We start from the raw sequence: 19,401 nt of genomic DNA, 5'->3' as shown, positions 1-19,401 counted from the left end.
ATCTTGACCGCTTCATGACGGCGGCTTACCCGGACTGACTGTTTGCCGAAGGACCGACCGAATGCCGCGCCTGATCCTGCTCCGCCACGGCCAGAGCCAGTGGAACCTCGAGAACCGCTTCACCGGCTGGGTCGACGTCGATCTGACGGCGGAGGGCGAGGCCCAGGCCCGTCGCGGCGGCGAGCTGATCGCCGAGGCCGGCTTCACGCCCGCCGTCATGTTCACCTCGGTCCTGACCCGCGCCAAGCGCACCGGCGCCCTGGCCCTGCAGTCGGCGGGCCTGAAGGACGTGCCGGTGATCGAGGACTGGCGCCTGAACGAGCGCCACTACGGCGGCCTGACCGGGCTCAACAAGGCCGAGACGGCCGAAAAGCACGGCGAGGATCAGGTCAAGGTCTGGCGCCGCAGCTATGACGTCCCGCCGCCGCCCCTGGCGCCGGGCGGCGAGTTCGATTTCAACGCCGACCCTCGCTACGCCGGCAAGTCGATCCCGGACACCGAGAGCCTGAAGACCACGCTCGATCGGGTCGAACCCTACTGGGACGCCGAGATCGCCCCGCGCCTGAAGGCCGGCGAGGACGTGCTGATCGCCGCCCACGGCAACTCCTTGCGCGCCATCGTCAAGCTTCTGTTCGCCGTGCCGGACGATAAGATCGTCGGCGTGGAGATCCCCACCGGCAATCCGCTGGAGATCGATCTGGACGCCGATCTGAAACCGACCGCCGCCCGCTATCTCGACGCCAGCCGCGCCGAAGAGCTGCCGGCGATCGCATGAGCTGGACCGACGCCGACCGGGCCTTCATGGCCCAGGCCATAGAGCTGGCGACCGGTCGCATGGGCGAGACCTGGCCCAACCCGGCCGTGGGCTGCGTCATCGTCAAGGACGGCCGGGTGATCGCCCAGGCCGCCACCGCGCCGGGCGGCCGACCCCATGCCGAGGAACAGGCCGTGCCCGCCGCCGGGGCCGAGGTCGCCGGCGCGACCGTCTATGTGACGCTGGAGCCGTGCGGGGCCCGGTCGTCGGGTCGCCAGTCCTGCGCCCATTTCCTGACCGAGGCGGGCGTGGAACGGGTCGTGGTCGCCTGCCTGGACCCATCGCCCTTTGCGGCGGGACGGGGCACGGAGCGGCTGCGCGCCAAGGGGCTGACGGTCGAGACCGGTCTGATGTGCGAGGAGGGCGCCGCCCTGTGCGAGGGCTTCCTGCATCGCCTGGAAACAGGCCGCCCGATGGTGCGGGTCAGCAAGGACGGCGCGGGGTTCGACGGCCGTTTCGCCGCCTCCGCCAAATCCGATCTGGTGACCGAACTGAAGCGCCTGGGCGAGGCCGGCTACACCCGCCTGTGGACCTCCCCGGGCGAGCTGGCGGACGCCCTTCGCGAGCAAGGACTGCTGACCGAGTGACAACCGACTGTTGCGCAAGGGTTTCTTAAGTCGCCCGGGCGCATGTTGGTTCAATGGGCCAGGCTGCTGAACCTATTGTACGCAAGCGCCTGACACAGGCGGAACTGGACGTCGTCTGCGCCCGGCACGATCGGCTGTTCCAGGCCCGTCCCGGCGGCGCCCGCGCGGTCTTCGCCTGGATGGACCTGTCGGGGCTGAGCCTGAAGGGGCGAAATCTCGCCGACGCCGACTTCGCGGCCGCCTGTCTCGAAGGTTGCGACCTGACCGGCGCCAAGCTCGACAACGCCAATTTCTTCGGCGCGGACATGCAGGACGCGACCCTGGCCGACGCCAGCCTGCGGCGTGCCGACCTGCGCGGGGCCTGTCTTCGGGGCGCCGACCTGTCCGGAGCGGACCTGTTCGAGGCGGACCTGCGCGAAGGCACCATCGCCGCCGCCGACGCCAAGCTGGGCTTCAAGGTCATAGAGCCCCGCCAGCGGGAAGAGACCGAGGCGGTCGGGGCCAATCTGTCCGGCGCCAATCTTCAGCGTTCGCGCATGTCCGGCGTCATCGCCATCAAGGCCGACTTCTCCGGCGCGGTGATGAAGGACTGCAAGATGGTCCGCGCCAATCTCAAACAGGCTGACTTCCGCGGCGCCGACCTGGCGGGGGCGGACCTGTCGGGCGCGGACCTGTCGGGGGCCGACATGCGCGACGCCATCCTGGTGGGCTGCAAGATGACCATGTGGCGCGCCGACGGCGCCAATATGGAAGGGGCGCTGACGGACAAGAGCACGGTCGGGGAATCCGTCGACCGGATGCCGGCGGCCGAAATGCTGCGCGAACACGCCAGGTGGTGCGAGACGGGCGGCGGCGAGGGGCAGCCGTCGGTGTTCGACGGGGTCGACCTGCGTCCGCTGAAATCCATCACGGGCCTGAACCTGACGGCCCTGTCGGCCAAGGGCGCGGTCTTCTACGGCCTGGACATGGAGGGGGTGCAGCTTCAGGGCGCGCACCTCGAGAACGCCGACCTGCGCTCGGCCAAGCTCTATCGGGCGGACCTGCGGGGGGCGCGTCTGAAGAACGCCAGACTGAATGGGGCGGATATGCGCGGCGCGCAGCTGGGTCCGCTGCTGATCGCCGCAGACCGACTTCTACCCGCGGATTTGAGTGGGGCGGTGTTGCGGGGCGCGGACCTGTCCGGCGCGGACCTGCGCCGCGCCGTCATGGTCGGCGCCGATCTTGGGCGTGCGACCCTGCACGGCGCCCAGACCCGTCAGATCGACCTCACCGATGCGAACCTGACGGGCGTTCACGGCCTGGTCGTCGACGACCAGGCCGCTTGATCCCGGCCTAGGCCAGCGCCTTGAGCTGATCGACCAGGTCGGTCTTCTCCCAGCTGAAACCGCCCTCGGCGTCCGGCTCGCGGCCGAAGTGGCCATAGGCCGTGGTGCGGGCGTAGATCGGCTTGTTCAGTTGCAGGTGCTGACGGATGGCGCGGGGGGTGGCGCCGCCGATCAGGTCCAGGATCTTGTCTTCCAGAACCGCTTCCGAGATCGTGCCCGTGCCGTGCAGGTCGACGTGGATCGACTGGGGCTTGGCCACGCCGATGGCGTAGGAGATCTGGATGGTGCAGCGGTCGGCCAGGCCGGCGGCGACCACGTTCTTGGCCAGGTAGCGGCAGGCGTAGGCGGCCGAACGGTCCACCTTGGTCGGATCCTTGCCCGAGAAGGCGCCGCCGCCGTGCGGGGCTGCGCCGCCGTAGGTGTCGACGATGATCTTGCGCCCGGTCAGGCCGGCGTCGCCGTCCGGGCCGCCGATCTCGAAGATGCCGGTCGGGTTGATGTGCCAGACGGTCTCCTCGTCGGTGAAGCCTTCCGGCAGGACTTCCAGGATGTAGGGCTTCACGATCTCGGCGACCTGGGCCGAGCTCAGCCCCTTGGCGTGCTGGGTCGACAGGACGATCGAGGTGGCGCGGACCGGCTTGCCGTCCAGGTATTCAATCGTGACCTGGCTCTTGGCGTCGGGCTCCAGCTGCGAGCCGCCGGCGTGGCGGACTTCGGCCAGACGTTTCAGGATGTTGTGGCTGTATTGCAGGGTCGCCGGCATCAGTTCCGGCGTCTCGTTCGAGGCGTAGCCGAACATGATGCCCTGGTCGCCCGCGCCCTCGTCCTTCTCATTGGTCGAGTCGACGCCGACGGCGATGTCGGCCGACTGGGCGTGCAGATAGCAGGCGTATTCGGCCGTTTCCCAGTGGAAGCCGTCCTGTTCGTAACCGATGTCCTTGACCGCGGCGCGGACCAGCGGCTCCAGGCTGTCGATGATCGACTGGGTGAAGGCCTCGTTCTCTTCCTTGGTGTTGCCCGGCTGAGTGGCGCGGACCTCGCCGGCGAGCACGATGCGCTGGGTGGTCACCAGGGTCTCGCAGGCGACCCGCGCCTCGGGATCCTTCGACAGGAAGGCGTCGACGACAGTGTCCGAGATGCGGTCGGCGACCTTGTCGGGGTGGCCCTCGGAGACGCTTTCCGAGGTGAAGAAGAAGGAGGAACGAGCGGCCAAGAGAGGCTCCTGTCAGTGTCAGGCCGTCAGACATATAAAGATATGCTTATATGTTCAAGCGATCTCGGGCGCTTTGGCGACGAGTGGGGAAGACTCCGTATGTGGTCGTGTCGTTAAATTCGGCTATGACGACGGGGGGAGTGCGTGAATGTCTGAAAGCCTGTCGCCACGAGAGATCGAATGCGTGCGCCTTGCCGGATTGGGTCTGGAGGACAAGGAGATCGCCGCTCGCCTCGGCATTTCCCCCCGCACCGTCGGCAATCACCTGCATCGCGCCTATGCCAAGCTGGGCGTTTCCGACCGCAAACTGGCTGCGCGCCGGCTGAGTAGCGACTACTCAGGGCAGACGATACTCATTTCCGAACCGGCCCGGGCCGGGCTTGTTGATCCCACGTCGGCCGGACAGTCGGACGACGACGGTTCTCTCGCTTCGACGTCCTGGTACCTGCCGGCTCCGCCTCGCGGCGTCGGCGCCAGACTGACGGTCATAGCTGCGGGGGCCGTTGTCGCCCTGCTGCTCGCCATCGGGATCGTGACGGCGGGGATGGTGCTTCCCTCCCTGTTCGACCGGATCGCTCCCGCTTGGTCCCGCTGACGCGAAGCGTCATTCTTGGAGGACAACAGATGAGAAACATGCACGTCGGGGTTAAGGTGGCGCGTCAGGTCAGGACCGCCGAACACGCGATCGATCAGGCCATGATCGAGGTCTGCAGGCTGATCCAGGCCTCGCTCGAGGGACGGGTCGAGGCGCGACTGGCGGCCGAGGTCGGTCAGTCGGCGCTGGAGAATATCGTCGTCGGTCTCAATCAACTCGCTGCGGTCCGCGCCGCGGTCGCCGCCGGTCATGCCGGTCTCTCGGTCGTGGCCGACGAGCACCAGATCGGCTGGCGCATGGATGGTATGGGCGAAGACAAGTCCAGGCCTCCGGTCCTGGCGTCGGCCGACATGCTGAAGCTGGCGGCCTGACCGGTCGGAACGGAATGCCTTCACCTCTCTGGATTTTCGGCACCGTCCTGACCTTTACGGCGCTGGGACTGTTGATCTGGAAGGGCGGAAGGCCCGAGCGCCAGGCGGGAGCTGCGTTCCTTTTCACGCAACTGGCTTCAGGTTGGGTCGATCATCTGGTCATCGGTCAGTTCCGATGGGCGGTGGCCCTGATCTCCGTCAGCCTTCTGGCCCTGCTTGTCCGGCTCAGCCTTCGTTACGATCGCTGGTGGCTCCTGTTCGCCGCCGGCGCCCAGATGCTCGCGTTGGGCACCCATGTCTCTTCCCTGGTGGGGCCTGACGCCCTGACCTGGTCGATCGTGACCACGCGGATGGTGGTCTGGGTCGAGATCATGGCCCTGGCCATCCTCGGCGTCTGGGAGGCGACGGCTGCGCCCTATGCACGATCAGAAATCAAACCGCGCGCAGAGCCGCGCACCCTATAGATTGACAAGGATATTCACCGTGAACGCTCAAGCCCTCACGAATTTCATGCCGCTGTTCCGGTCGTGGTTCGAGACCGCGACCATGGCGGCCAAGGTCGGCGCCTCGGGTCTGACCGCCTGCGGCGACAACCTGTTGGCCGAACTGGATCTCGGGCCGATGGTCGACGCCGAGACGCAGTTGCTGAACCATGCCCCGGCCAGCGCGACCGAGGCGGCGTGCCTGCTGGAGATCGTGCGGCAGAACATCGCCGACTCCGGTCGATCGGACAGTCTCGATGTCCGCGCGCTGGAGGCGGTGCAGACGTGGCTGGCCGATCTGACGGTCGGCGGCGGTGCGGGCCAGGCGGTCGACAGACTGCTGCAGGCGCGCGCCTGATCTCAGCCGCGCAGGCCCTTGGCCACCGTCAGCAGGGCGTCGCGCTTTTCGGCGTCGCGGATGCTGCGGAAGGCGGAGAGCAGTTCGGCCACGCCCGGCGCGGCCAGAACCAGTTCGTCGCCTTCTGCGGTCTCCAGCTCGCCCAGCAGGGCGGCGCCGGTGGACTTCAGCACGGCGGCGATCTGCAGCAGACGAGCGGCCGAGACGCGGTTCACGCCGCGCTCGTACTTCTGAATCTGCTGGAAAGTCACGCCAGCGCCGGCGGCCAGTTGGGCCTGGGTTATGCGGAGCTCTTCGCGGCGGGTGCGGATACGAGCGCCGATCGCGATATCAACGGGGTCTACTGCGTCGTTCATCTTGGCCTTCGGGGGAGACGAGAATGGCGTCGTCAGGCCTGAAATCCGTCAAGCCGTCAAGCCAAAGCGCTACTTTAGCGGAATGCTACGTATCCGGAATATCCTTAACTTCAACTGTCGGGCGAAGTGTGGAGGGCGTTATTTCATATTCGACATCGTCGTTTCAGAAAATGGCGCGGGTTCGAATGTGGGGTTTGAGGTTAGCTTATGAGAACGACCCGCATGATCACGAATGCCGCCGCCCGGTTGGTGGACGATTATCCTGCAAGGTGATCGCTGATAATACTTATACTTTCGCTCGATAAACGATGATTGACAGATGTGGGTCGGTTGCGGCCGGCGCACATCGGCGTCCAGCCAAGATGGTTGGACGTGTACCGATCGAATTTACTAGGAAAAGTGGTGCCGCTTAGGTGACTCGAACACCTGACCCCATCATTACGAATGATGTGCTCTACCGGCTGAGCTAAAGCGGCCCGGTCGCGATGGGCGAAGCCGCCCGCGCGAGAGGGGCTCTTTATACGGCCGTATCGCGCTTGCCAAGCGTCGCTTTCAAGGTCGTGAGCAATATCGTTTCGTCGGGCGTCGGCGACACGGCCGGCGTCAGGCCCTGGGCGATCAGGGGGGCGGCGGCGGCGGGCGAGATGCAGACGATGGCAGCCGACGACAGCAGGGCCGCGTCCAGGGCGGCCAGCGCCTGGCCGGCGCGCGGGGAGTGGATCAGGACGGCGTCGAAGACGGGCGGCGCGACGGTCGGGGCCGGGGTGGTGCGATAAACGGCCAGGGCCTGAACGACGACGTCGCGGGCGCCGGCCCGGGCCAGGGCGGCGGCGAAGTCGTCGGCGGGGGCTTCAGCCTGCGGCGCCAGCAGGGCGGCGTCGGTGAGCTCGGCGGCGATCAGCCGGGCGAGGTCGTTCAGGTCGCCGGCGGCGGAGCGGACGGCGGCGAAGCCGGCCTGGCGCGCCGCCTGGGCCGTGGCGTCGCCGACTGCGAAGACCGGACGGTCTCGGCGCGACGTCAGGCCGGCGAAGGCGGCGACGCCGTTGGCGCTGGTGAAGGCCAGGGCGGCGAACCGGTCCAGGTCGGGCAGGGGCTGAGGCAGCGGCTTCACGACCAGCAGGGGCAGGACCACGGGCTCGAACCCCAGATCGCGCAGCCGGTCGGCGGTGCGGGAGGCGCCCGGCTCGGCGCGGGTAACCCAGACGCGGGTCTCTGTGGATTTGGGGCGGGACGGGCTCATCCGTCCAGGGTCGCTGGGTCGACCTCCTGGTCGCCGGCCGAGGCGTGGACCTCTGCGCCCAGCCGTCGACCCAGGGCGCGAGCATCGGTCTCGGTCAGCTGGGACAGTTCGCCGACACGGCGCCAGCGGGCCGAGCCGTCGGGGCTCAGCATTTCGGTGGTCAGGCGCAGGCTTCCGTTCTCGACAAGGGCGTAGGCGCCGACGGCCGTGCGGCACGAGCCTTCCAGCGCCGTCATGGCCCCACGCTCGGCGGCGACGCAGACGGCGGTCTCGGCATGGTTCAGGGCGGCGGCCCAGGGCGCGTCCAGATCGGCGGCGCGGGTCTGCAGGGCCAGGGCGCCCTGACCCGGCGCGGGCAGGAAATCGTCCAGCGACAGTTTCTCGCGGATATGTTCGGTCACCCCCAGCCGGGTCATGCCCGAGACGGCCAGCAGAATGGCGTCGAACTCGCCGTCGGCGGCGCGGCGCAGCCGGGTGTCGATGTTTCCGCGCAGCATCTCGATCTTCAGATCGGGCCGCAGGGCCAGGGCCTGGGCCTGACGCCGCAGGCTGGCGGTGCCCAGGCGGGCGCCGAAGGGCAGGGCGTCGAAACTGTCGAAGTCGCGGCTGATGAAGGCGTCGCGGGCGTCCTCGCGCTCCGGGATGGCGGCGATGCACAGGCCTTCGGGCTGTTCGGCCGGGACGTCCTTCATCGAATGGATCGCCACGTCGATCCGGCCGTCCAGCAAGGCCTCCTCGATCTCCTTGGTGAACAGGGCCTTGCCGCCGATCTCCAGCAGGCGGCGGTCCTGAACCCGATCGCCGGTGGTGACGATCTCGACCAGGGGGACGGCGCTCTCGATCTCGGCCTCGGGCACGCCCAGGGCGCGGCCGATGGCGCGCTGCATCATGCCCGACTGGGCCAGGGCCAGCTTCGAACGCCGGGTGCCGATGCGGAGAGGAAGGGTCATGAACATTGCGTACCGGGCGCCGGGTCGCTACCTCGACCCGGATGGAGATTTCCGCCGACTATAGCAGCGGCCCGGCAGCGGCAACTGGACCGTCTGTCCGACCCCTGATTGTCCTGGGCCTCGAAACCAGTTGCGACGAGACCGCCGCCTCGGTGGTGCGCCTGTATCCTTCCGATCTGACCGGCGGCCGGGCCGAGGTCCTGTCCTCGGTGGTCCACAGCCAGATCGACGACCATGCGGCCTATGGCGGCGTGGTGCCCGAGATCGCCGCCCGCAGCCATGTCGAAATGATCGCCGAGGTCACCCGCCGCGCCATGGCGGAGGCCGAGATGGGCTACGACGGTCTGGACGGGATCGCCGCCACCGCCGGGCCGGGCCTTGTCGGCGGGGTCATGGTGGGCCTCAGCTTCGGCAAGGCGGCGGCCCTGGCGCGCGGCCTGCCGCTGGTGGCGGTCAATCATCTGGAGGGGCACGCGGTCTCGGCCCGTCTGGGGGCGGAGGTGACCTATCCCTTCCTGCTGCTGCTGGTCTCGGGCGGGCATTGCCAGATACTTGAGGTGCGCGGCATAGGCGACATGAGTCGGATCGGCGCCACCATCGACGACGCGGCCGGCGAGGCCTTCGACAAGATCGCCAAGGCCCTGGGCCTGGGCTATCCCGGCGGTCCGGCGATGGAAAAGCTGGCGGTCAGCGGCGATCCCACCCGCTACGAACTGCCGCGCGCCTTGCTGGGCCGCAAGGACTGCGACTTCTCCTTCTCGGGCCTGAAGACCGCCGCCTTCCGCATCGCCCAGACCTGCGAGACCGAACAGGACAAGGCCGACCTCGCCGCCGCCGTCCAGGCCGCCATCGCCCGCCAGCTGTCGGAGCGGTCGGAGCGGGCGATGAGGGATTACGCCGAGACCCGCGACCATAGGCTTTTCGTCGTCGCGGGCGGCGTCGCGGCCAACAGGACCATCCGCGCCACGCTGCAGGCGACGGCGGCCAAGCATGGCTTCGACTTCCTGGCCCCGCCGATGGCCTATTGCACCGACAACGCCGCCATGATCGCCCTGGCGGGGGCCGAGCGCCTGGCCCTGGGCCTGACCAGCGATATCGACGTCGTCGCCCGGCCGCGATGGCCGCTGGACGAAGCGCGCGCCCTGGCCGATCCTTCGCACAGGCCGGGCCGTAAAGGCGCCAAGGCATGACTAACAAAGCCTCGGGAGGGCGCATGGAATTCCGCACGGCAGGGGTTATCGGCGCGGGCGCCTGGGGCACGGCCCTGGCCCAGGTCTGCGTCCGGGCCGGTCTGGACACGACGCTTCAGGCGCGCGAGCCGAAACTGGTCGAGACCCTGCGCGCGACCCGCGCCAACGACTTCTATCTGCCGGGCGTGCCCCTGGCGCCCGAGCTGAAATTCACCTCGGACCTGGCGGATCTGGGCGCCTGCGACCTGATCCTGGCCGTACCCCCGGCCCAGCATATGCGCGCCACCCTGACGGCCTTCGCTCCCCATCACCGGGCGGGCGTGCCGGTGGTGCTGTGCTCCAAGGGGGTCGAGCGCGGCACGATGAAGCTGATGACCGACGTCCTGGCCGAGACCTTGCCGGACGCCCCGGCCGCCGTCCTGTCCGGCCCCAGTTTCGCGGGCGAGGTCGCGCGCGGCCTGCCCACCGCCGTCACCCTGGCCTGTGCCGACGAGACCCTGGGCGAGGCCCTGCTGAACACCCTGTCGGCGCCGGGCTTCCGCCCCTATCTGGCGACGGATCTGGTGGGCGCCGAGGCGGGCGGGGCGCTGAAGAACGTCCTGGCCATCGCCTGCGGCATCTCCGAGGGGCGCCAGTTGGGCCGCAGCGCCCACGCCGCCCTGATCACCCGGGGCTTCGCCGAAATGACCCGGCTGGCCGTGGCCATGGGCGGTCAGGCCGAGACGGTGGCGGGCCTGTGCGGCCTGGGCGACCTGGTCCTGACCTGCTCCAGCCCCCAGTCGCGCAACATGAGCCTGGGCCTCGCGCTCGGCCAGGGCCAGACGGTCGAACAGGCTCTGGCCGGCAAACGGTCGGTGGCCGAGGGCTACGAGAGCGCGCCCGCCGTGCGTGAACTGGCCGCCCGCCTGGGCGTGGAGATCCCGATTTCCGAGGGCGTCGCCGCCCTGCTGGCGGGCGAGATCACCGTCGACGGCCTGATCGACGGCCTGCTGTCGCGCCCGCTGAAGGCCGAGCGTGTCTGAAGACGCCGCCGCGCCGACCGAGCGCAAACGGGTCTGGAAGACGCCGCCGAACGTCGCCCTGTGCGCCGAGACCGACATCGCCGACCCCGGCTCGCGCGGTTTCGTGCTGCAGATCGGCGAGGCCTTCTTCCACGGCTTCGTGGTGCGGAAGGACGGCGAGGTCGCCGGCTGGATCGACCGCTGCCCCCATGCGGGCTTTCCCATCGCCATGGAGATCGACCGCTATCTGACGCCGGACGGGTCGCTGATCCTGTGCGGCTGGCACGGGGCGGTGTTCGAGCCCCTGACCGGGGAATGCAAGGGCGGCCCCTGCGCCGGCGGACGCCTGACGCCCTGGCCGGTCGCGGCCAGCGGCGGGATCATTAGGACGGCTTAAGCGTCGCTCGTCTCCTCCCCGCTTCGCGGGGAGGTGGCGCGGCGCTTCTTCAGCGCCGTGACGGAGGGGTTCTTCATCCGCGAAGAACGAAAGCCGGTGGGACTTCAAGAGCCCCTCCACCGCTTCGCGGTCCCCCTCCCCGCGAAGCGGGGAGGAGACGGCAGGGCTCAATCCAGCGGTTGCGGCCGGGTCACGACCGGGGCGTTCGGATCGGTCTCGGCCGGGCGGGCGGCGGTCGGCGCGGGCGTCGGCGCCGGCGGCACGATCACCAAGGGCGCGGTCTGGACGGCGGGCGCGGCCGGCTGCGGCGTCGTAGCCGCCGGAGCCTGGGCCGTGGGACGCGTCGCGGGCTGAGATGAGGGCTGGGACGCAGCAGGCGTTTGCGCCCGGGGCGGCGTCGCGGCTTCGCGCGCAGGCGTGGCGGCGGCGGGAGTGGTCGTCTCGGCGGGCGCGGTTTCAGCCGGGGCAGGTTCCGCCTCGGCGGCAACGGGCGCGGCCGGGGTCTCGACGGGCGTCGCCGGGACGGTGGCGGGCGTCAGGGTCTGTTCGACCGGAACGGCGGGCGCCGGCGTCGGAGCCGGGCGCAGGGCGAACCACAGGCCGCCGCCGATGACCAGGGCGGCCAGAATCCCGCCGCCGACATAGAGCGGCAGGCGCGAAGGGCGTTTCGCAGAGGCGCGGGCGTAGACCGGCGCGACCGGCTCGGCCGCAGGCGTCTCCACCACGGCGGGCGCGATCACGGCGGTCGGGGTTTCGGCGACGGGGATCGGCAGAGCCGGTTCGGGCGCGACCGGCGTCTCGACCACAGGCGTCGCTGCAGGTTCCGGCGCGTCGGGCAGGGGGCGGACGGTCAGATCGGCGGCGGGCGTCGGCTGCGGCGCAGCCTGGGGAGTCGGCAGCGGACCGGGGGCGGGGCGCGCCTGCGGGATCAGCGACCCGCCCAGGATGCTGCCGCCCGGACGCGGCGCGGGCGTCGCGCGACGGGGTTGAAGACTGCCCTCCAGCGGGTTCGGGCGCGGCGCCTGTCCCTGAGCCGAAACCTGTCCCTGAGCCTGCCCCTGCGGCGCCTTGCGCGGCGGATTGGGGATACGGTCCAGCGGATTGCGCGCCAACGGCACAGGCCCGACGTGGAAGGTGGTTGCGGGCATCCGGCCCCAGGTCACCTGTTTCCGGGCGAAGGGTTCGGCTTGCGCGCCTTGGGATGCGGCCGGTTCGGCGGTCTTCTTGTCGTCGGACATGATACTCTAATCGCTGGCGATCTGGCCGGTTTCGTGACGACTCAGTTCTTGAGCCGGTAGCCCGTCTTGAACATCCACATGACCACGGCCAGACAGACGACGAAGAAGCCGGCCGTGGCGGCCACGCTGACGCCGATGGGCACGTCGCCCTGGCCGTAGAAGGTCCAGCGGAAGCCCGAGATCAGATAGACCACCGGATTGAAGTGGGCCACCGTGCGCCAGACGTCGGGCAGCATGTTGATCGAATAGAAGGAGCCGCCCAGGAAGGTCAGGGGCGTCACCACCAGCATGGGGATGAAGTTCAGCTGTTCGAAACTGCCGGCCCAGATGCCGATGATGAAGCCGAACAGGCTGAAGGTCACCGAGATCAGGATCAGCATGGCCAGCATGGCGACCGGATGCAGCACCTGCAGCGGTACGAACAGGGTCGAGGTGGCCAGGATGATCAGGCCCAGCACCGCAGACTTGGTCGCCGCCGCCCCGACATAGGCGATCACCACCTCCAGCGACGACACGGGCGCCGACAGGATCTCGTAGATGGTCCCCGTGAATTTCGGGAAATAGATGCCGAAGGAGGCGTTGAAGATCGACTGGGTGAACAGGCTCAGCATGATCAGGCCCGGCACGATGAAGGCGCCATAGGCCACGCCGTCGACCGCCTGCATCCGGCTGCCGATCGCGCCGCCGAAGACGATGAAATACAGGGCCGTGGTGATCACCGGGGTGACGATGCTCTGCCACACGGTGCGCAGGGCGCGCGCCATCTCGAACTTGTAGATGGCCCAGACGCCATATCCGTTGAAGCTCATCAGACGGTCTCCCCATCACGGTGGACCAGGCTGACGAAGATGTCTTCCAGCGAGCTCTGGCGGGTGTTCAGGTCCTTGAAGGCGATGTCCAGCCGTTCCAGACGGCGGATCAGCGAAGGCACGCCCGTGTCCTCGGCGTTGGCGTCGAAACTGTATTCCAGCTCGCCCCCTTCGGCTTTCAGCGTCAGATCCCAATCGGACAGGTCGGCCGGCAGGGCGACCAGCGGCTCGATCAGGTTCAGGGTCAGGGTCTTCTTGCCCAGCTTCTTCATCAGGGCGGTCTTTTCCTCGACCAGGATCAGTTCGCCCTTCAGGATCACCCCCACCCGGTCGGCCATCTCCTCGGCCTCCTCGATATAGTGGGTGGTCAGGATGATGGTGACGCCGCGTTCGCGCAGCTTGCGGACCATGGCCCACATGTCGCGGCGCAGCTCCACGTCGACGCCCGCCGTCGGCTCGTCCAGGAACAGGATGTCCGGCTCGTGGCTCAGGGCCTTGGCGATCATCACCCGGCGCTTCATCCCGCCCGACAGGGTCATGATCTTGGCGTCGCGCTTGTCCCACAGCGACAGGTCTTTCAGGATCTGTTCGATCAGGGCCGGGTTTGGCGCCTTGCCGAACAGGCCCCGGCTGAAGCTGACCGTGGCCAGCACCGTCTCGAAGGCGTCGGTGGTCAGCTCCTGCGGCACCAGGCCGATCTTGGTCCGGGCCGGGCGGAAGTCCTTGCGGATGTCGTGCCCGTCCGCGATCACCGCCCCGGTCGTGGCGGTGACGATGCCGCAGACGATGGAGATCAGGGTGGTCTTGCCCGCTCCGTTCGGCCCCAGAAGGGCGAAGATCTCGCCCTTCTCGATGGTCAGGTCGACGCGTTTCAGCGCCTGGTGCCCCGACTTGTAGGTCTTGGTTAGACCTTCGATCTCGATAACCGGCATCGGCGCTCCCTCATCCCGGAGGCGGATGCGCCCGGCGTCGTCGTGGCGGGAATATGGCGCGCCTGGCGCGGGGCTCAAGGGGGAAGTCGTTGTTAACCCGAATGATGCACGGTGGCGCTTTCGTCACGCCGCTGACGGGAGTGTTTTGTGTCCTCGCTGTCTGCCGCCCATCGCGCCGCCCTGGAGGCCATTGTCCAGGCCAGCCCCGACGCGGCCCTGGCGCAACTGGGTGCGGCCGTGACGGCGTTTCGCGGCGACAAGGCGGCGGAACTGGCGACCCTGGTGACGCAAGAGGCGCGGGATCGCGCCCGCCGCGACACCGCCTTCGGCCCCCTGTTGCCCCTGTTCCGGCCCCGCGTCGACGGCGCCCCGGCTCTGACCTTTCCGCCCGCCGTCCTGGCCCGCGTCTGGCGTGAGGCCAGAAAGGGCGAGGAGGCCTTCCTGGGATTGCTGGACGGAGCGGTCACGACCGACGGCGAATGGACCCTGGCCGCGGACCGGCTTTGCGCGCGGGCGGCGGCGGTCCTGCGCGATCGCCCGCGTGACGTCTGGCCCGACCATGTGAAGCCCGAGGAGGGGGCGCCGCCCGTCGCCCCTGCGGAACTGGCCGGCTGTTTCGACCTGATCCCCCTGGCGCGGACCGCCGTGCCGCGACTGCCCGTCTGGCTTGAGCGGCCGGACGACAATCAGCTGGCGGGCTTGCGGCTGCTGATTCAGGACTGCCTGGAGCTGTCGCCCGACGGCGGACGGCGAATGGTCGATATCCTGTTCGCCCATGTGGCCGACGCTGACCGGATGCTGCGCGTGGTGACCCGCACCAGCCGCCTGGCCGACACCGAGGTGATCCTGAGTCATTCCGAGATGGGGATCTTCGTCGAACGGCTTCTGGCCTCGGTGCAGACGCGGGTGCAGCGGATCGCGGCGGCGCGGCCGAGCCAGAACGAGGCCGCCATGACCGGCGTCGTGGAGGATGTGACCTGGTGCGCCGGGGTGCTGGCCGAGATGGACATGAGCCTGCAGGTGCGGCCGGATTCCCCGTGGGGCCGATCGGCGCGGATGGCGCGGGTTCAGGTCGCGGGCCAGATGTCGGGTCTGATGAAATCCACCTCGGTCGCGGTCCACGCCGCCCTGCCGATGAAGCGCCAGGTCATCGCCGGGCGCATGACCCGCCTGTCGCCCTGGCTCGAGGCGCCCGGCCAGGGCGAACCGATCGAGGCCGCCGCCGCCCTGCTGGCGGCGGTCGCGGCCCTGCGTGGCGCGGCGACCGTGTTCGGCTGCGAGGCGGATCGGATGGCGCTGAAGACCGAACTGACCGACTATCTCTCGACCTGGGCCAACGAGGCGCTGGACAGTGTCGCGGACGGCGACGTGGCCGATCCGGATCCGGTGCTGCGGCTGGTCGGGGTGGCGGCGCGCTTCCTGACCCTGATCGAGGCGCTGGAGGCGGCGCGGGCGGTGCGACGACGCGCCGCCTCCGCCGAGACGGCGCGGGCGACCAATTCCGGCGCCTGGGGGGCCTCGCCCGTCGACGCCTGATGCGTTAGACGCGACGGATGATCGCCTTCTGGATAATGACCGGCCTCGCGGCGGCCTTGGCCGCCCTGCTGGTGCTGGCCGGGGCGCGCAGGGGCGCCGACCCGGGTGCGGACGTCGCCGATGCGGATGTCGGCGCACACGAACTGGACGAACTGGACCGGCTGAAGGCGCGCGGCTTGATGGATGAGGCCGCCCATGCCGCCGCACGGGCCGAGGCCGGGCGACGACTGCTGTCGGGCCGGGCGACGGCGGCCGCGCCGGTCATCGGACGACGCGACCGGATCTGGGTGCTGGGCGCGATCGCGGCGACGGTGGCGGCCGCGCTGGGCCTCTACGCCCTGACCGGATCTCCGGGTCTGCCGGACCAGGCCTATGAGCGGCGGGTCGACGACTGGGCCGCCAATCTGGACCTGCTGGAACCGGCGCAATTGGCGGCCGTGACCGCGCGGGTGGTTCGCGAGAGGCCCGGCGACCGCCAGGCCCTGGCCATGCTGGGCGCAGCGCGGTTCGCGGCCGAGGATCCGCTGGGCGCCGCCTCCGCCTTCCGCAAGCTGATCGAACAGGACCCCGCCGACGCCCAGGCCTGGGCGCGGCTGGGCGAGAGCCTGGTGCGGGCCAACGACGGCCAGATCGGCGCCGACGCCGAGGCCGCCTTCCGCGAGGCGGTGAAACATGATCCCGCGCAGCTGGGCGCCCGCTTTTTCCTGGGCGAGGCGGCCTTGCGGCGCGGCGACGCGGCGACGACGCGAACCATGTGGACGCCGCTGATCGCCGCGCTCGACCCGACGGATCCGCGTCGGCTTGATCTTGAACGCCGCCTGCCGGGGGCGGAATGACACGTTGGCGCGCGGCTCCGGCCTCTGTAGACGGAAAGAAAACACCGTCGGGGAGCGGGATGTTCAGGCCATGAGCTGGCTGCCGAAATCACCGAAGGCGCGGCGTCGCCTGTGGGTCGTCGCGGCCGTGGCTCCGATCCTGGCCCTGGCGGTCGGCCTGTCGCTATGGGCCATGCAGGACAGCGTGACCTTCTTCTATTCCCCGTCCGAAGCCACGGCCGACAAGGCGCCGGAAGGCCGCAACATCCGTCTGGGCGGTCTGGTCGAGACCGGCAGCGTGCAGAAGGGCGGAGACGGCACGGTGGTCTTTCTGGTGACGGACAATCTCGCCACGACCCGGGTCGCCTATCACGGCGACCTGCCCGACCTGTTCCGCGAAGGGCAGGGGATAGTGGCGCAGGGGGCGTTCGGCCCCGACCGCACCTTCCACGCCAGCCAGGTCCTGGCCAAGCACGACGAGAACTATATGCCGCGCGAGGTCGCCGACCGGATCAAGGCCAAGGGCGAGTGGCGGCCTGAGGCGGGCGAAACGCGCTCAACTAGGCCGCAGGCCGGTAGCGCAACGGAAAGCCTGTGATCGCTGAACTCGGCGCCTTCGCTCTTTCCCTCGCCCTGGCCCTGTCGATCCTGCAGACGGGCCTGTCGGCGGCGGGACGCTGGCGGCGCAGCCCGGTGCTGGCCGGCGCGGCGCAAGGGGCGGCCCTCGGCGCGGCGGTCGCCGTGGCCCTGGCCTTCGCCGCCCTGATCCACGCCTTTGTCGTCTCGGACTTCTCGGTCGCCAACGTCGCGGCCAACAGCCACACCGACAAGCCGATGCTCTACAAGGTCGCCGGCGCCTGGGGCAGCCACGAGGGCTCGCTGCTGCTGTGGTGCCTGGTCCTGACCGTCTTCGGCGGAGCCCTGGCCCGCGCGCGCGGCCTGCCGTTCGGGCTGAAGGCCTCGGCTGTGGCGACGCAGGGGGCGCTGGGCTCGCTGTTCCTGGCCTTCGCCGTCTTCACCTCCAGCCCCTTCACGCGGCTGGACCCGGCCCCCTTCCAGGGCGCGTCGCTGAACCCCCTGCTGCAGGACCCGGCGCTCGCGGTCCATCCGCCCCTGCTCTACGCCGGCTATGTCGGCTTCTCGGTCTGTTTCTCCCTGGCCGTCGCCGCCCTGATCGAGGGCCGGGCCCAGACCGGCTTCTGGCCCGCCTGGGGCCGCTGGGTCCGGCCCTGGGCCCTGGCCAGTTGGGCCTTCCTGACGGTGGGCATCGCCCTGGGTTCCTTCTGGGCCTATTACGAGCTGGGCTGGGGCGGCTGGTGGTTCTGGGATCCGGTCGAGAACGCCAGCTTCATGCCGTGGCTGGCCGGCGCCGCCCTGCTGCACAGCGCCGTGGTCACCGAGCGACGCGGCGCCCTGGCCGGCTGGACCGTCTTCCTGGCCCTGCTGGCCTTCAGCTTCTCGATGCTGGGCGCCTTCCTGGTCCGCTCCGGCGTCCTGACCAGCGTCCACGCCTTCGCCGTCGATCCCCAGCGCGGCCTGATGCTGCTGGCCATCCTCGGGATCACGGCCGGCGCCGCCTTCGCCCTGTTCGCCTGGCGCGCCCCCCAGCTGAAGGGTGGCGGCCTGTTCGCCCCCGTCAGCCGCGAGGGGGCTCTGGTGCTGAACAACCTGTTCCTGACGGCGGCGGCCGCCACCGTCCTGCTGGGCACCCTCTATCCGCTGATCCTCGAGGCCGCCTCCGGCGCGACCATCTCGGTCGGCCCGCCCTATTTCGCCGCCACCTTCGTGCCCCTGATGAGCGTGGCCTTCGTCATCCTGCCTGCCGGACCGCTGCTGGCCTGGAAACGCGGCGATCTGACCGGCGCCATGCAGCGTCTCGCCGTCGCGGCGGGCCTGGGCATTCTCGCGGCCCTGGCCGCCTACGCCCTGTTCGAACCGCGAAAGGCCCTCGCCGCCGCCGGTCTGGGCCTCGGCGCCTGGCTGATCCTGGGCTCTCTGGCCGAGGTCGCCGAGCGCGTCCGTCTGTTCCGCGCCCCGCCGCCCGAGACCCTGCGTCGTCTCAAGGGCCTGCCTCTGGGCGCCTGGGGCATGAGCCTGGCCCACCTGGGTCTGGGCGTCTTCATCCTGGGGGCGGTGGTCGAGACCGGCTTCAAGGCCGAGGCCGCCCGCGCCCTGACCCTCGGCCAGACCCTGTCCGCCGGTCCCTGGACCGCCACCCTGGATCAGGTCCGGGTGGTCGAAGGCCCCAACTATCTGGCCGAACAGGGCCGGCTGACGGTTCGTCGCGCCGACGATCGGGGCCGGGCGAGCACGGTCACGGCCGAGCGCCGCTTCTTCCCTGCCGGGGGGCAGACCACGACCGAGGTCGGACTGGATTTCCGGGGTCTGGACGACGTCTATGTGGTGATCGGCGAACGCGCCGGAACGCCCGCCGAACCGGCCTGGGCGGTGCGTCTCTACTGGAACCCCTGGGCGCGGCTGATCTTCCTCGGCCCGGCGATCATGGCCCTGGGCGGCCTGCTGTCTCTGATGGACCGCCGCCTGCGTCTCGGCGTCGGCGCGCGGCGAAGGAAGCCGGCATGAGACGGCTCGCCACCCTGATCGCCGCCCCCCTGCTGGCCGTCCTGCTGACGGCGGCCGAACCCGCCGCCGCGCCCGATCGCCCCCTGTCCGATCCGGCCCAGGAGGCCCGCGCCCAGGCCCTGTTCGAGGACGTCCGCTGCGTCGTCTGTCAGCACGAGGCCATCGCCGACAGTCCGGCGGGCGTGGCCGGCGACATGCGTCGCCTGATCCGCGAGCAGATCGCCTCGGGCGCGACCGACCAGGCCGTGCGCGACGACCTGGTGCGCCGTTTCGGCGACTATGTCCTGTTCACCCCGCCGGTGCGTTCCGGCACCTGGCTGCTGTGGTTCGGCCCCTTCGCCCTGGTCGGGCTGGCGGGGGCGGCCCTGATCCTGCGCGCACGCCGCCGCCCGGTGGAGGTCGCGCCCCTTTCCCCCGACGAGGAACATCAGCTGGCGGAAGTTCTCCGAAATGAGAAGCTTCGCCGCTATCCTGACGCAACCTCGCCTCACGACGGGCGCTAGTCAGGACCAACCATCGAGGGCCGGAATTGGCGAAACGCCGGTTCGGCCTATATCAAACGCGAAGACGGGGCGTGTGCCGCCCCGACAGAGGATCGCAAGGACCACG

Annotated in this window: 22 protein-coding genes and 1 tRNA gene; 15 read left to right on the top strand and 8 right to left on the bottom strand. The window is 69.8% G+C overall.

Features of this window, described 5'->3' with window-relative positions; all coding sequences use genetic code 11:
- Positions 1-61 precede the first annotated feature (61 nt).
- Genes gpmA through ACIQ1T_RS01955 form a run of 3 tightly spaced genes read left to right on the top strand, consistent with a single transcriptional unit; the run spans position 62 to position 2,726 of the window.
- Positions 62-775: a 2,3-diphosphoglycerate-dependent phosphoglycerate mutase gene (gpmA, locus tag ACIQ1T_RS01965; RefSeq protein ID WP_395942806.1), complete on the top strand. Its 714-nt coding sequence runs from the start codon at positions 62-64 to the stop codon at positions 773-775.
- A complete protein-coding gene (locus ACIQ1T_RS01960; protein ID WP_395942805.1) occupies positions 772-1,401 on the top strand; it encodes a bifunctional diaminohydroxyphosphoribosylaminopyrimidine deaminase/5-amino-6-(5-phosphoribosylamino)uracil reductase RibD in 630 nt (209 codons plus the stop codon). The genes gpmA and ACIQ1T_RS01960 overlap by 4 nt, the downstream gene beginning before the upstream one ends.
- Positions 1,402-1,454: 53 nt before the next feature.
- Positions 1,455-2,726 (top strand): pentapeptide repeat-containing protein, encoded by a 1,272-nt coding sequence (locus ACIQ1T_RS01955; RefSeq protein ID WP_395942804.1) that lies wholly within the window; start codon positions 1,455-1,457, stop codon positions 2,724-2,726.
- Between the two features lie 7 nt (positions 2,727-2,733).
- On the opposite strand, the gene metK is transcribed toward ACIQ1T_RS01955, so the two are convergent.
- Positions 2,734-3,939, bottom strand: a complete 1,206-nt coding sequence (gene metK, locus ACIQ1T_RS01950; protein WP_395942803.1) for a methionine adenosyltransferase — start codon at positions 3,937-3,939, stop codon at positions 2,734-2,736.
- A 148-nt stretch (positions 3,940-4,087) separates the two neighbouring features.
- Here metK and ACIQ1T_RS01945 point away from each other — a divergent pair, with 148 nt between their 5' ends.
- The 4 genes from ACIQ1T_RS01945 to ACIQ1T_RS01930 are packed head-to-tail and all read left to right on the top strand — an operon-like array spanning position 4,088 to position 5,745.
- Entirely contained in the window at positions 4,088-4,534 is a 447-nt protein-coding gene (locus tag ACIQ1T_RS01945) for a helix-turn-helix transcriptional regulator (RefSeq protein ID WP_395942802.1), read from the top strand.
- 29 nt (positions 4,535-4,563) lie between these two features.
- Complete coding sequence (locus tag ACIQ1T_RS01940; protein ID WP_395942801.1) at positions 4,564-4,905, top strand: hypothetical protein; 342 nt, start codon at positions 4,564-4,566, stop codon at positions 4,903-4,905.
- Between the two features lie 14 nt (positions 4,906-4,919).
- The gene (locus ACIQ1T_RS01935) at positions 4,920-5,369 is read left to right on the top strand and encodes a hypothetical protein (protein WP_395942800.1); all 450 of its coding nucleotides are present in this window, start codon (positions 4,920-4,922) and stop codon (positions 5,367-5,369) included.
- A 19-nt stretch (positions 5,370-5,388) separates the two neighbouring features.
- A complete protein-coding gene (locus ACIQ1T_RS01930) occupies positions 5,389-5,745 on the top strand; it encodes a hypothetical protein (RefSeq protein WP_395942799.1) in 357 nt (118 codons plus the stop codon).
- Between the two features lie 2 nt (positions 5,746-5,747).
- Here ACIQ1T_RS01930 and ACIQ1T_RS01925 read toward each other — a convergent pair whose 3' ends face one another.
- The 4 genes from ACIQ1T_RS01925 to hemC all read right to left on the bottom strand — a co-directional run bounded on the left by ACIQ1T_RS01925 (position 5,748) and on the right by hemC (position 8,291).
- On the bottom strand, positions 5,748-6,101 hold the full coding sequence (locus ACIQ1T_RS01925) for a helix-turn-helix domain-containing protein (protein ID WP_395942798.1): 354 nt from the start codon (positions 6,099-6,101) through the stop codon (positions 5,748-5,750).
- Positions 6,102-6,501: 400 nt separating this feature from the next.
- Positions 6,502-6,577, bottom strand: a tRNA-Thr gene (locus tag ACIQ1T_RS01920).
- Between the two features lie 41 nt (positions 6,578-6,618).
- A complete protein-coding gene (locus tag ACIQ1T_RS01915; protein ID WP_395942797.1) occupies positions 6,619-7,341 on the bottom strand; it encodes a uroporphyrinogen-III synthase in 723 nt (240 codons plus the stop codon).
- Entirely contained in the window at positions 7,338-8,291 is a 954-nt protein-coding gene (gene hemC, locus ACIQ1T_RS01910; protein ID WP_395942796.1) for a hydroxymethylbilane synthase, read from the bottom strand. Before hemC ends, ACIQ1T_RS01915 begins: the two co-directional genes overlap by 4 nt.
- Before the next feature lie 41 nt (positions 8,292-8,332).
- Here hemC and tsaD point away from each other — a divergent pair, with 41 nt between their 5' ends.
- From tsaD to ACIQ1T_RS01895, 3 genes are read left to right on the top strand one after another with little or no spacing between them, the layout of a single operon-like run.
- On the top strand, positions 8,333-9,481 hold the full coding sequence (gene tsaD, locus ACIQ1T_RS01905; RefSeq protein WP_395943108.1) for a tRNA (adenosine(37)-N6)-threonylcarbamoyltransferase complex transferase subunit TsaD: 1,149 nt from the start codon (positions 8,333-8,335) through the stop codon (positions 9,479-9,481).
- Positions 9,482-9,504: 23 nt separating this feature from the next.
- A complete protein-coding gene (locus ACIQ1T_RS01900) occupies positions 9,505-10,503 on the top strand; it encodes an NAD(P)H-dependent glycerol-3-phosphate dehydrogenase (protein ID WP_395942795.1) in 999 nt (332 codons plus the stop codon).
- On the top strand, positions 10,496-10,879 hold the full coding sequence (locus ACIQ1T_RS01895; protein WP_395942794.1) for a Rieske (2Fe-2S) protein: 384 nt from the start codon (positions 10,496-10,498) through the stop codon (positions 10,877-10,879). Before ACIQ1T_RS01900 ends, ACIQ1T_RS01895 begins: the two co-directional genes overlap by 8 nt.
- Positions 10,880-11,046: 167 nt before the next feature.
- On the opposite strand, the gene ACIQ1T_RS01890 is transcribed toward ACIQ1T_RS01895, so the two are convergent.
- Genes ACIQ1T_RS01890 through ACIQ1T_RS01880 form a run of 3 tightly spaced genes read right to left on the bottom strand, consistent with a single transcriptional unit; the run spans position 11,047 to position 13,858 of the window.
- Positions 11,047-12,117, bottom strand: a complete 1,071-nt coding sequence (locus ACIQ1T_RS01890; protein WP_395942793.1) for a hypothetical protein — start codon at positions 12,115-12,117, stop codon at positions 11,047-11,049.
- A gap of 41 nt (positions 12,118-12,158) precedes the next feature.
- Positions 12,159-12,926, bottom strand: a complete 768-nt coding sequence (locus ACIQ1T_RS01885) for an ABC transporter permease (protein ID WP_395942792.1) — start codon at positions 12,924-12,926, stop codon at positions 12,159-12,161.
- Positions 12,926-13,858, bottom strand: a complete 933-nt coding sequence (locus ACIQ1T_RS01880; protein ID WP_395942791.1) for an ABC transporter ATP-binding protein — start codon at positions 13,856-13,858, stop codon at positions 12,926-12,928. Before ACIQ1T_RS01880 ends, ACIQ1T_RS01885 begins: the two co-directional genes overlap by 1 nt.
- 147 nt (positions 13,859-14,005) lie before the next feature.
- On the opposite strand from ACIQ1T_RS01880, the gene ACIQ1T_RS01875 reads away from it, so the two are divergent.
- The 5 genes from ACIQ1T_RS01875 to ACIQ1T_RS01855 all read left to right on the top strand — a co-directional run bounded on the left by ACIQ1T_RS01875 (position 14,006) and on the right by ACIQ1T_RS01855 (position 19,295).
- Complete coding sequence (locus tag ACIQ1T_RS01875; protein ID WP_395942790.1) at positions 14,006-15,394, top strand: hypothetical protein; 1,389 nt, start codon at positions 14,006-14,008, stop codon at positions 15,392-15,394.
- Positions 15,395-15,411: 17 nt separating this feature from the next.
- A complete protein-coding gene (gene ccmI, locus ACIQ1T_RS01870) occupies positions 15,412-16,230 on the top strand; it encodes a c-type cytochrome biogenesis protein CcmI (protein ID WP_395942789.1) in 819 nt (272 codons plus the stop codon).
- A gap of 70 nt (positions 16,231-16,300) precedes the next feature.
- Complete coding sequence (gene ccmE, locus ACIQ1T_RS01865) at positions 16,301-16,807, top strand: cytochrome c maturation protein CcmE (protein ID WP_395942788.1); 507 nt, start codon at positions 16,301-16,303, stop codon at positions 16,805-16,807.
- Complete coding sequence (locus ACIQ1T_RS01860; RefSeq protein ID WP_395942787.1) at positions 16,804-18,792, top strand: heme lyase CcmF/NrfE family subunit; 1,989 nt, start codon at positions 16,804-16,806, stop codon at positions 18,790-18,792. The genes ccmE and ACIQ1T_RS01860 overlap by 4 nt, the downstream gene beginning before the upstream one ends.
- On the top strand, positions 18,789-19,295 hold the full coding sequence (locus tag ACIQ1T_RS01855) for a cytochrome c-type biogenesis protein CcmH (RefSeq protein WP_395942786.1): 507 nt from the start codon (positions 18,789-18,791) through the stop codon (positions 19,293-19,295). The genes ACIQ1T_RS01860 and ACIQ1T_RS01855 overlap by 4 nt, the downstream gene beginning before the upstream one ends.
- The last annotated feature ends 106 nt before the right edge of the window (positions 19,296-19,401 follow it).

It is taken from the genome of Brevundimonas sp. (assembly GCF_044336875.1).
Classification (GTDB): Bacteria; Pseudomonadota; Alphaproteobacteria; order Caulobacterales; family Caulobacteraceae; genus Brevundimonas.
The sequence above is the reverse complement of the archived record's forward strand: the minus strand, read 5'-3'. Positions and strand labels throughout refer to the sequence as shown.

Excerpts from the sequence above, each read along its gene's own strand:
- gpmA (WP_395942806.1), top strand. The coding sequence starts at position 62 with ATGCCGCGCCTGATCCTGCTCCGCCACGGCCAGAGCCAGTGGAACCTC.
- ACIQ1T_RS01960 (WP_395942805.1), top strand. The coding sequence starts at position 772 with ATGAGCTGGACCGACGCCGACCGGGCCTTCATGGCCCAGGCCATAGAG.
- ACIQ1T_RS01955 (WP_395942804.1), top strand. The coding sequence starts at position 1,455 with ATGGGCCAGGCTGCTGAACCTATTGTACGCAAGCGCCTGACACAGGCG.
- ACIQ1T_RS01945 (WP_395942802.1), top strand. The coding sequence starts at position 4,088 with ATGTCTGAAAGCCTGTCGCCACGAGAGATCGAATGCGTGCGCCTTGCC.
- ACIQ1T_RS01940 (WP_395942801.1), top strand. The coding sequence starts at position 4,564 with ATGAGAAACATGCACGTCGGGGTTAAGGTGGCGCGTCAGGTCAGGACC.
- ACIQ1T_RS01935 (WP_395942800.1), top strand. The coding sequence starts at position 4,920 with ATGCCTTCACCTCTCTGGATTTTCGGCACCGTCCTGACCTTTACGGCG.
- ACIQ1T_RS01925 (WP_395942798.1), bottom strand. The coding sequence starts at position 6,101 with ATGAACGACGCAGTAGACCCCGTTGATATCGCGATCGGCGCTCGTATC.
- ACIQ1T_RS01915 (WP_395942797.1), bottom strand. The coding sequence starts at position 7,341 with ATGAGCCCGTCCCGCCCCAAATCCACAGAGACCCGCGTCTGGGTTACC.
- hemC (WP_395942796.1), bottom strand. The coding sequence starts at position 8,291 with ATGACCCTTCCTCTCCGCATCGGCACCCGGCGTTCGAAGCTGGCCCTG.
- tsaD (WP_395943108.1), top strand. The coding sequence starts at position 8,333 with ATGGAGATTTCCGCCGACTATAGCAGCGGCCCGGCAGCGGCAACTGGA.
- ACIQ1T_RS01900 (WP_395942795.1), top strand. The coding sequence starts at position 9,505 with ATGGAATTCCGCACGGCAGGGGTTATCGGCGCGGGCGCCTGGGGCACG.
- ACIQ1T_RS01890 (WP_395942793.1), bottom strand. The coding sequence starts at position 12,117 with ATGTCCGACGACAAGAAGACCGCCGAACCGGCCGCATCCCAAGGCGCG.
- ACIQ1T_RS01885 (WP_395942792.1), bottom strand. The coding sequence starts at position 12,926 with ATGAGCTTCAACGGATATGGCGTCTGGGCCATCTACAAGTTCGAGATG.
- ACIQ1T_RS01880 (WP_395942791.1), bottom strand. The coding sequence starts at position 13,858 with ATGCCGGTTATCGAGATCGAAGGTCTAACCAAGACCTACAAGTCGGGG.
- ccmI (WP_395942789.1), top strand. The coding sequence starts at position 15,412 with ATGATCGCCTTCTGGATAATGACCGGCCTCGCGGCGGCCTTGGCCGCC.
- ccmE (WP_395942788.1), top strand. The coding sequence starts at position 16,301 with ATGAGCTGGCTGCCGAAATCACCGAAGGCGCGGCGTCGCCTGTGGGTC.
- ACIQ1T_RS01855 (WP_395942786.1), top strand. The coding sequence starts at position 18,789 with ATGAGACGGCTCGCCACCCTGATCGCCGCCCCCCTGCTGGCCGTCCTG.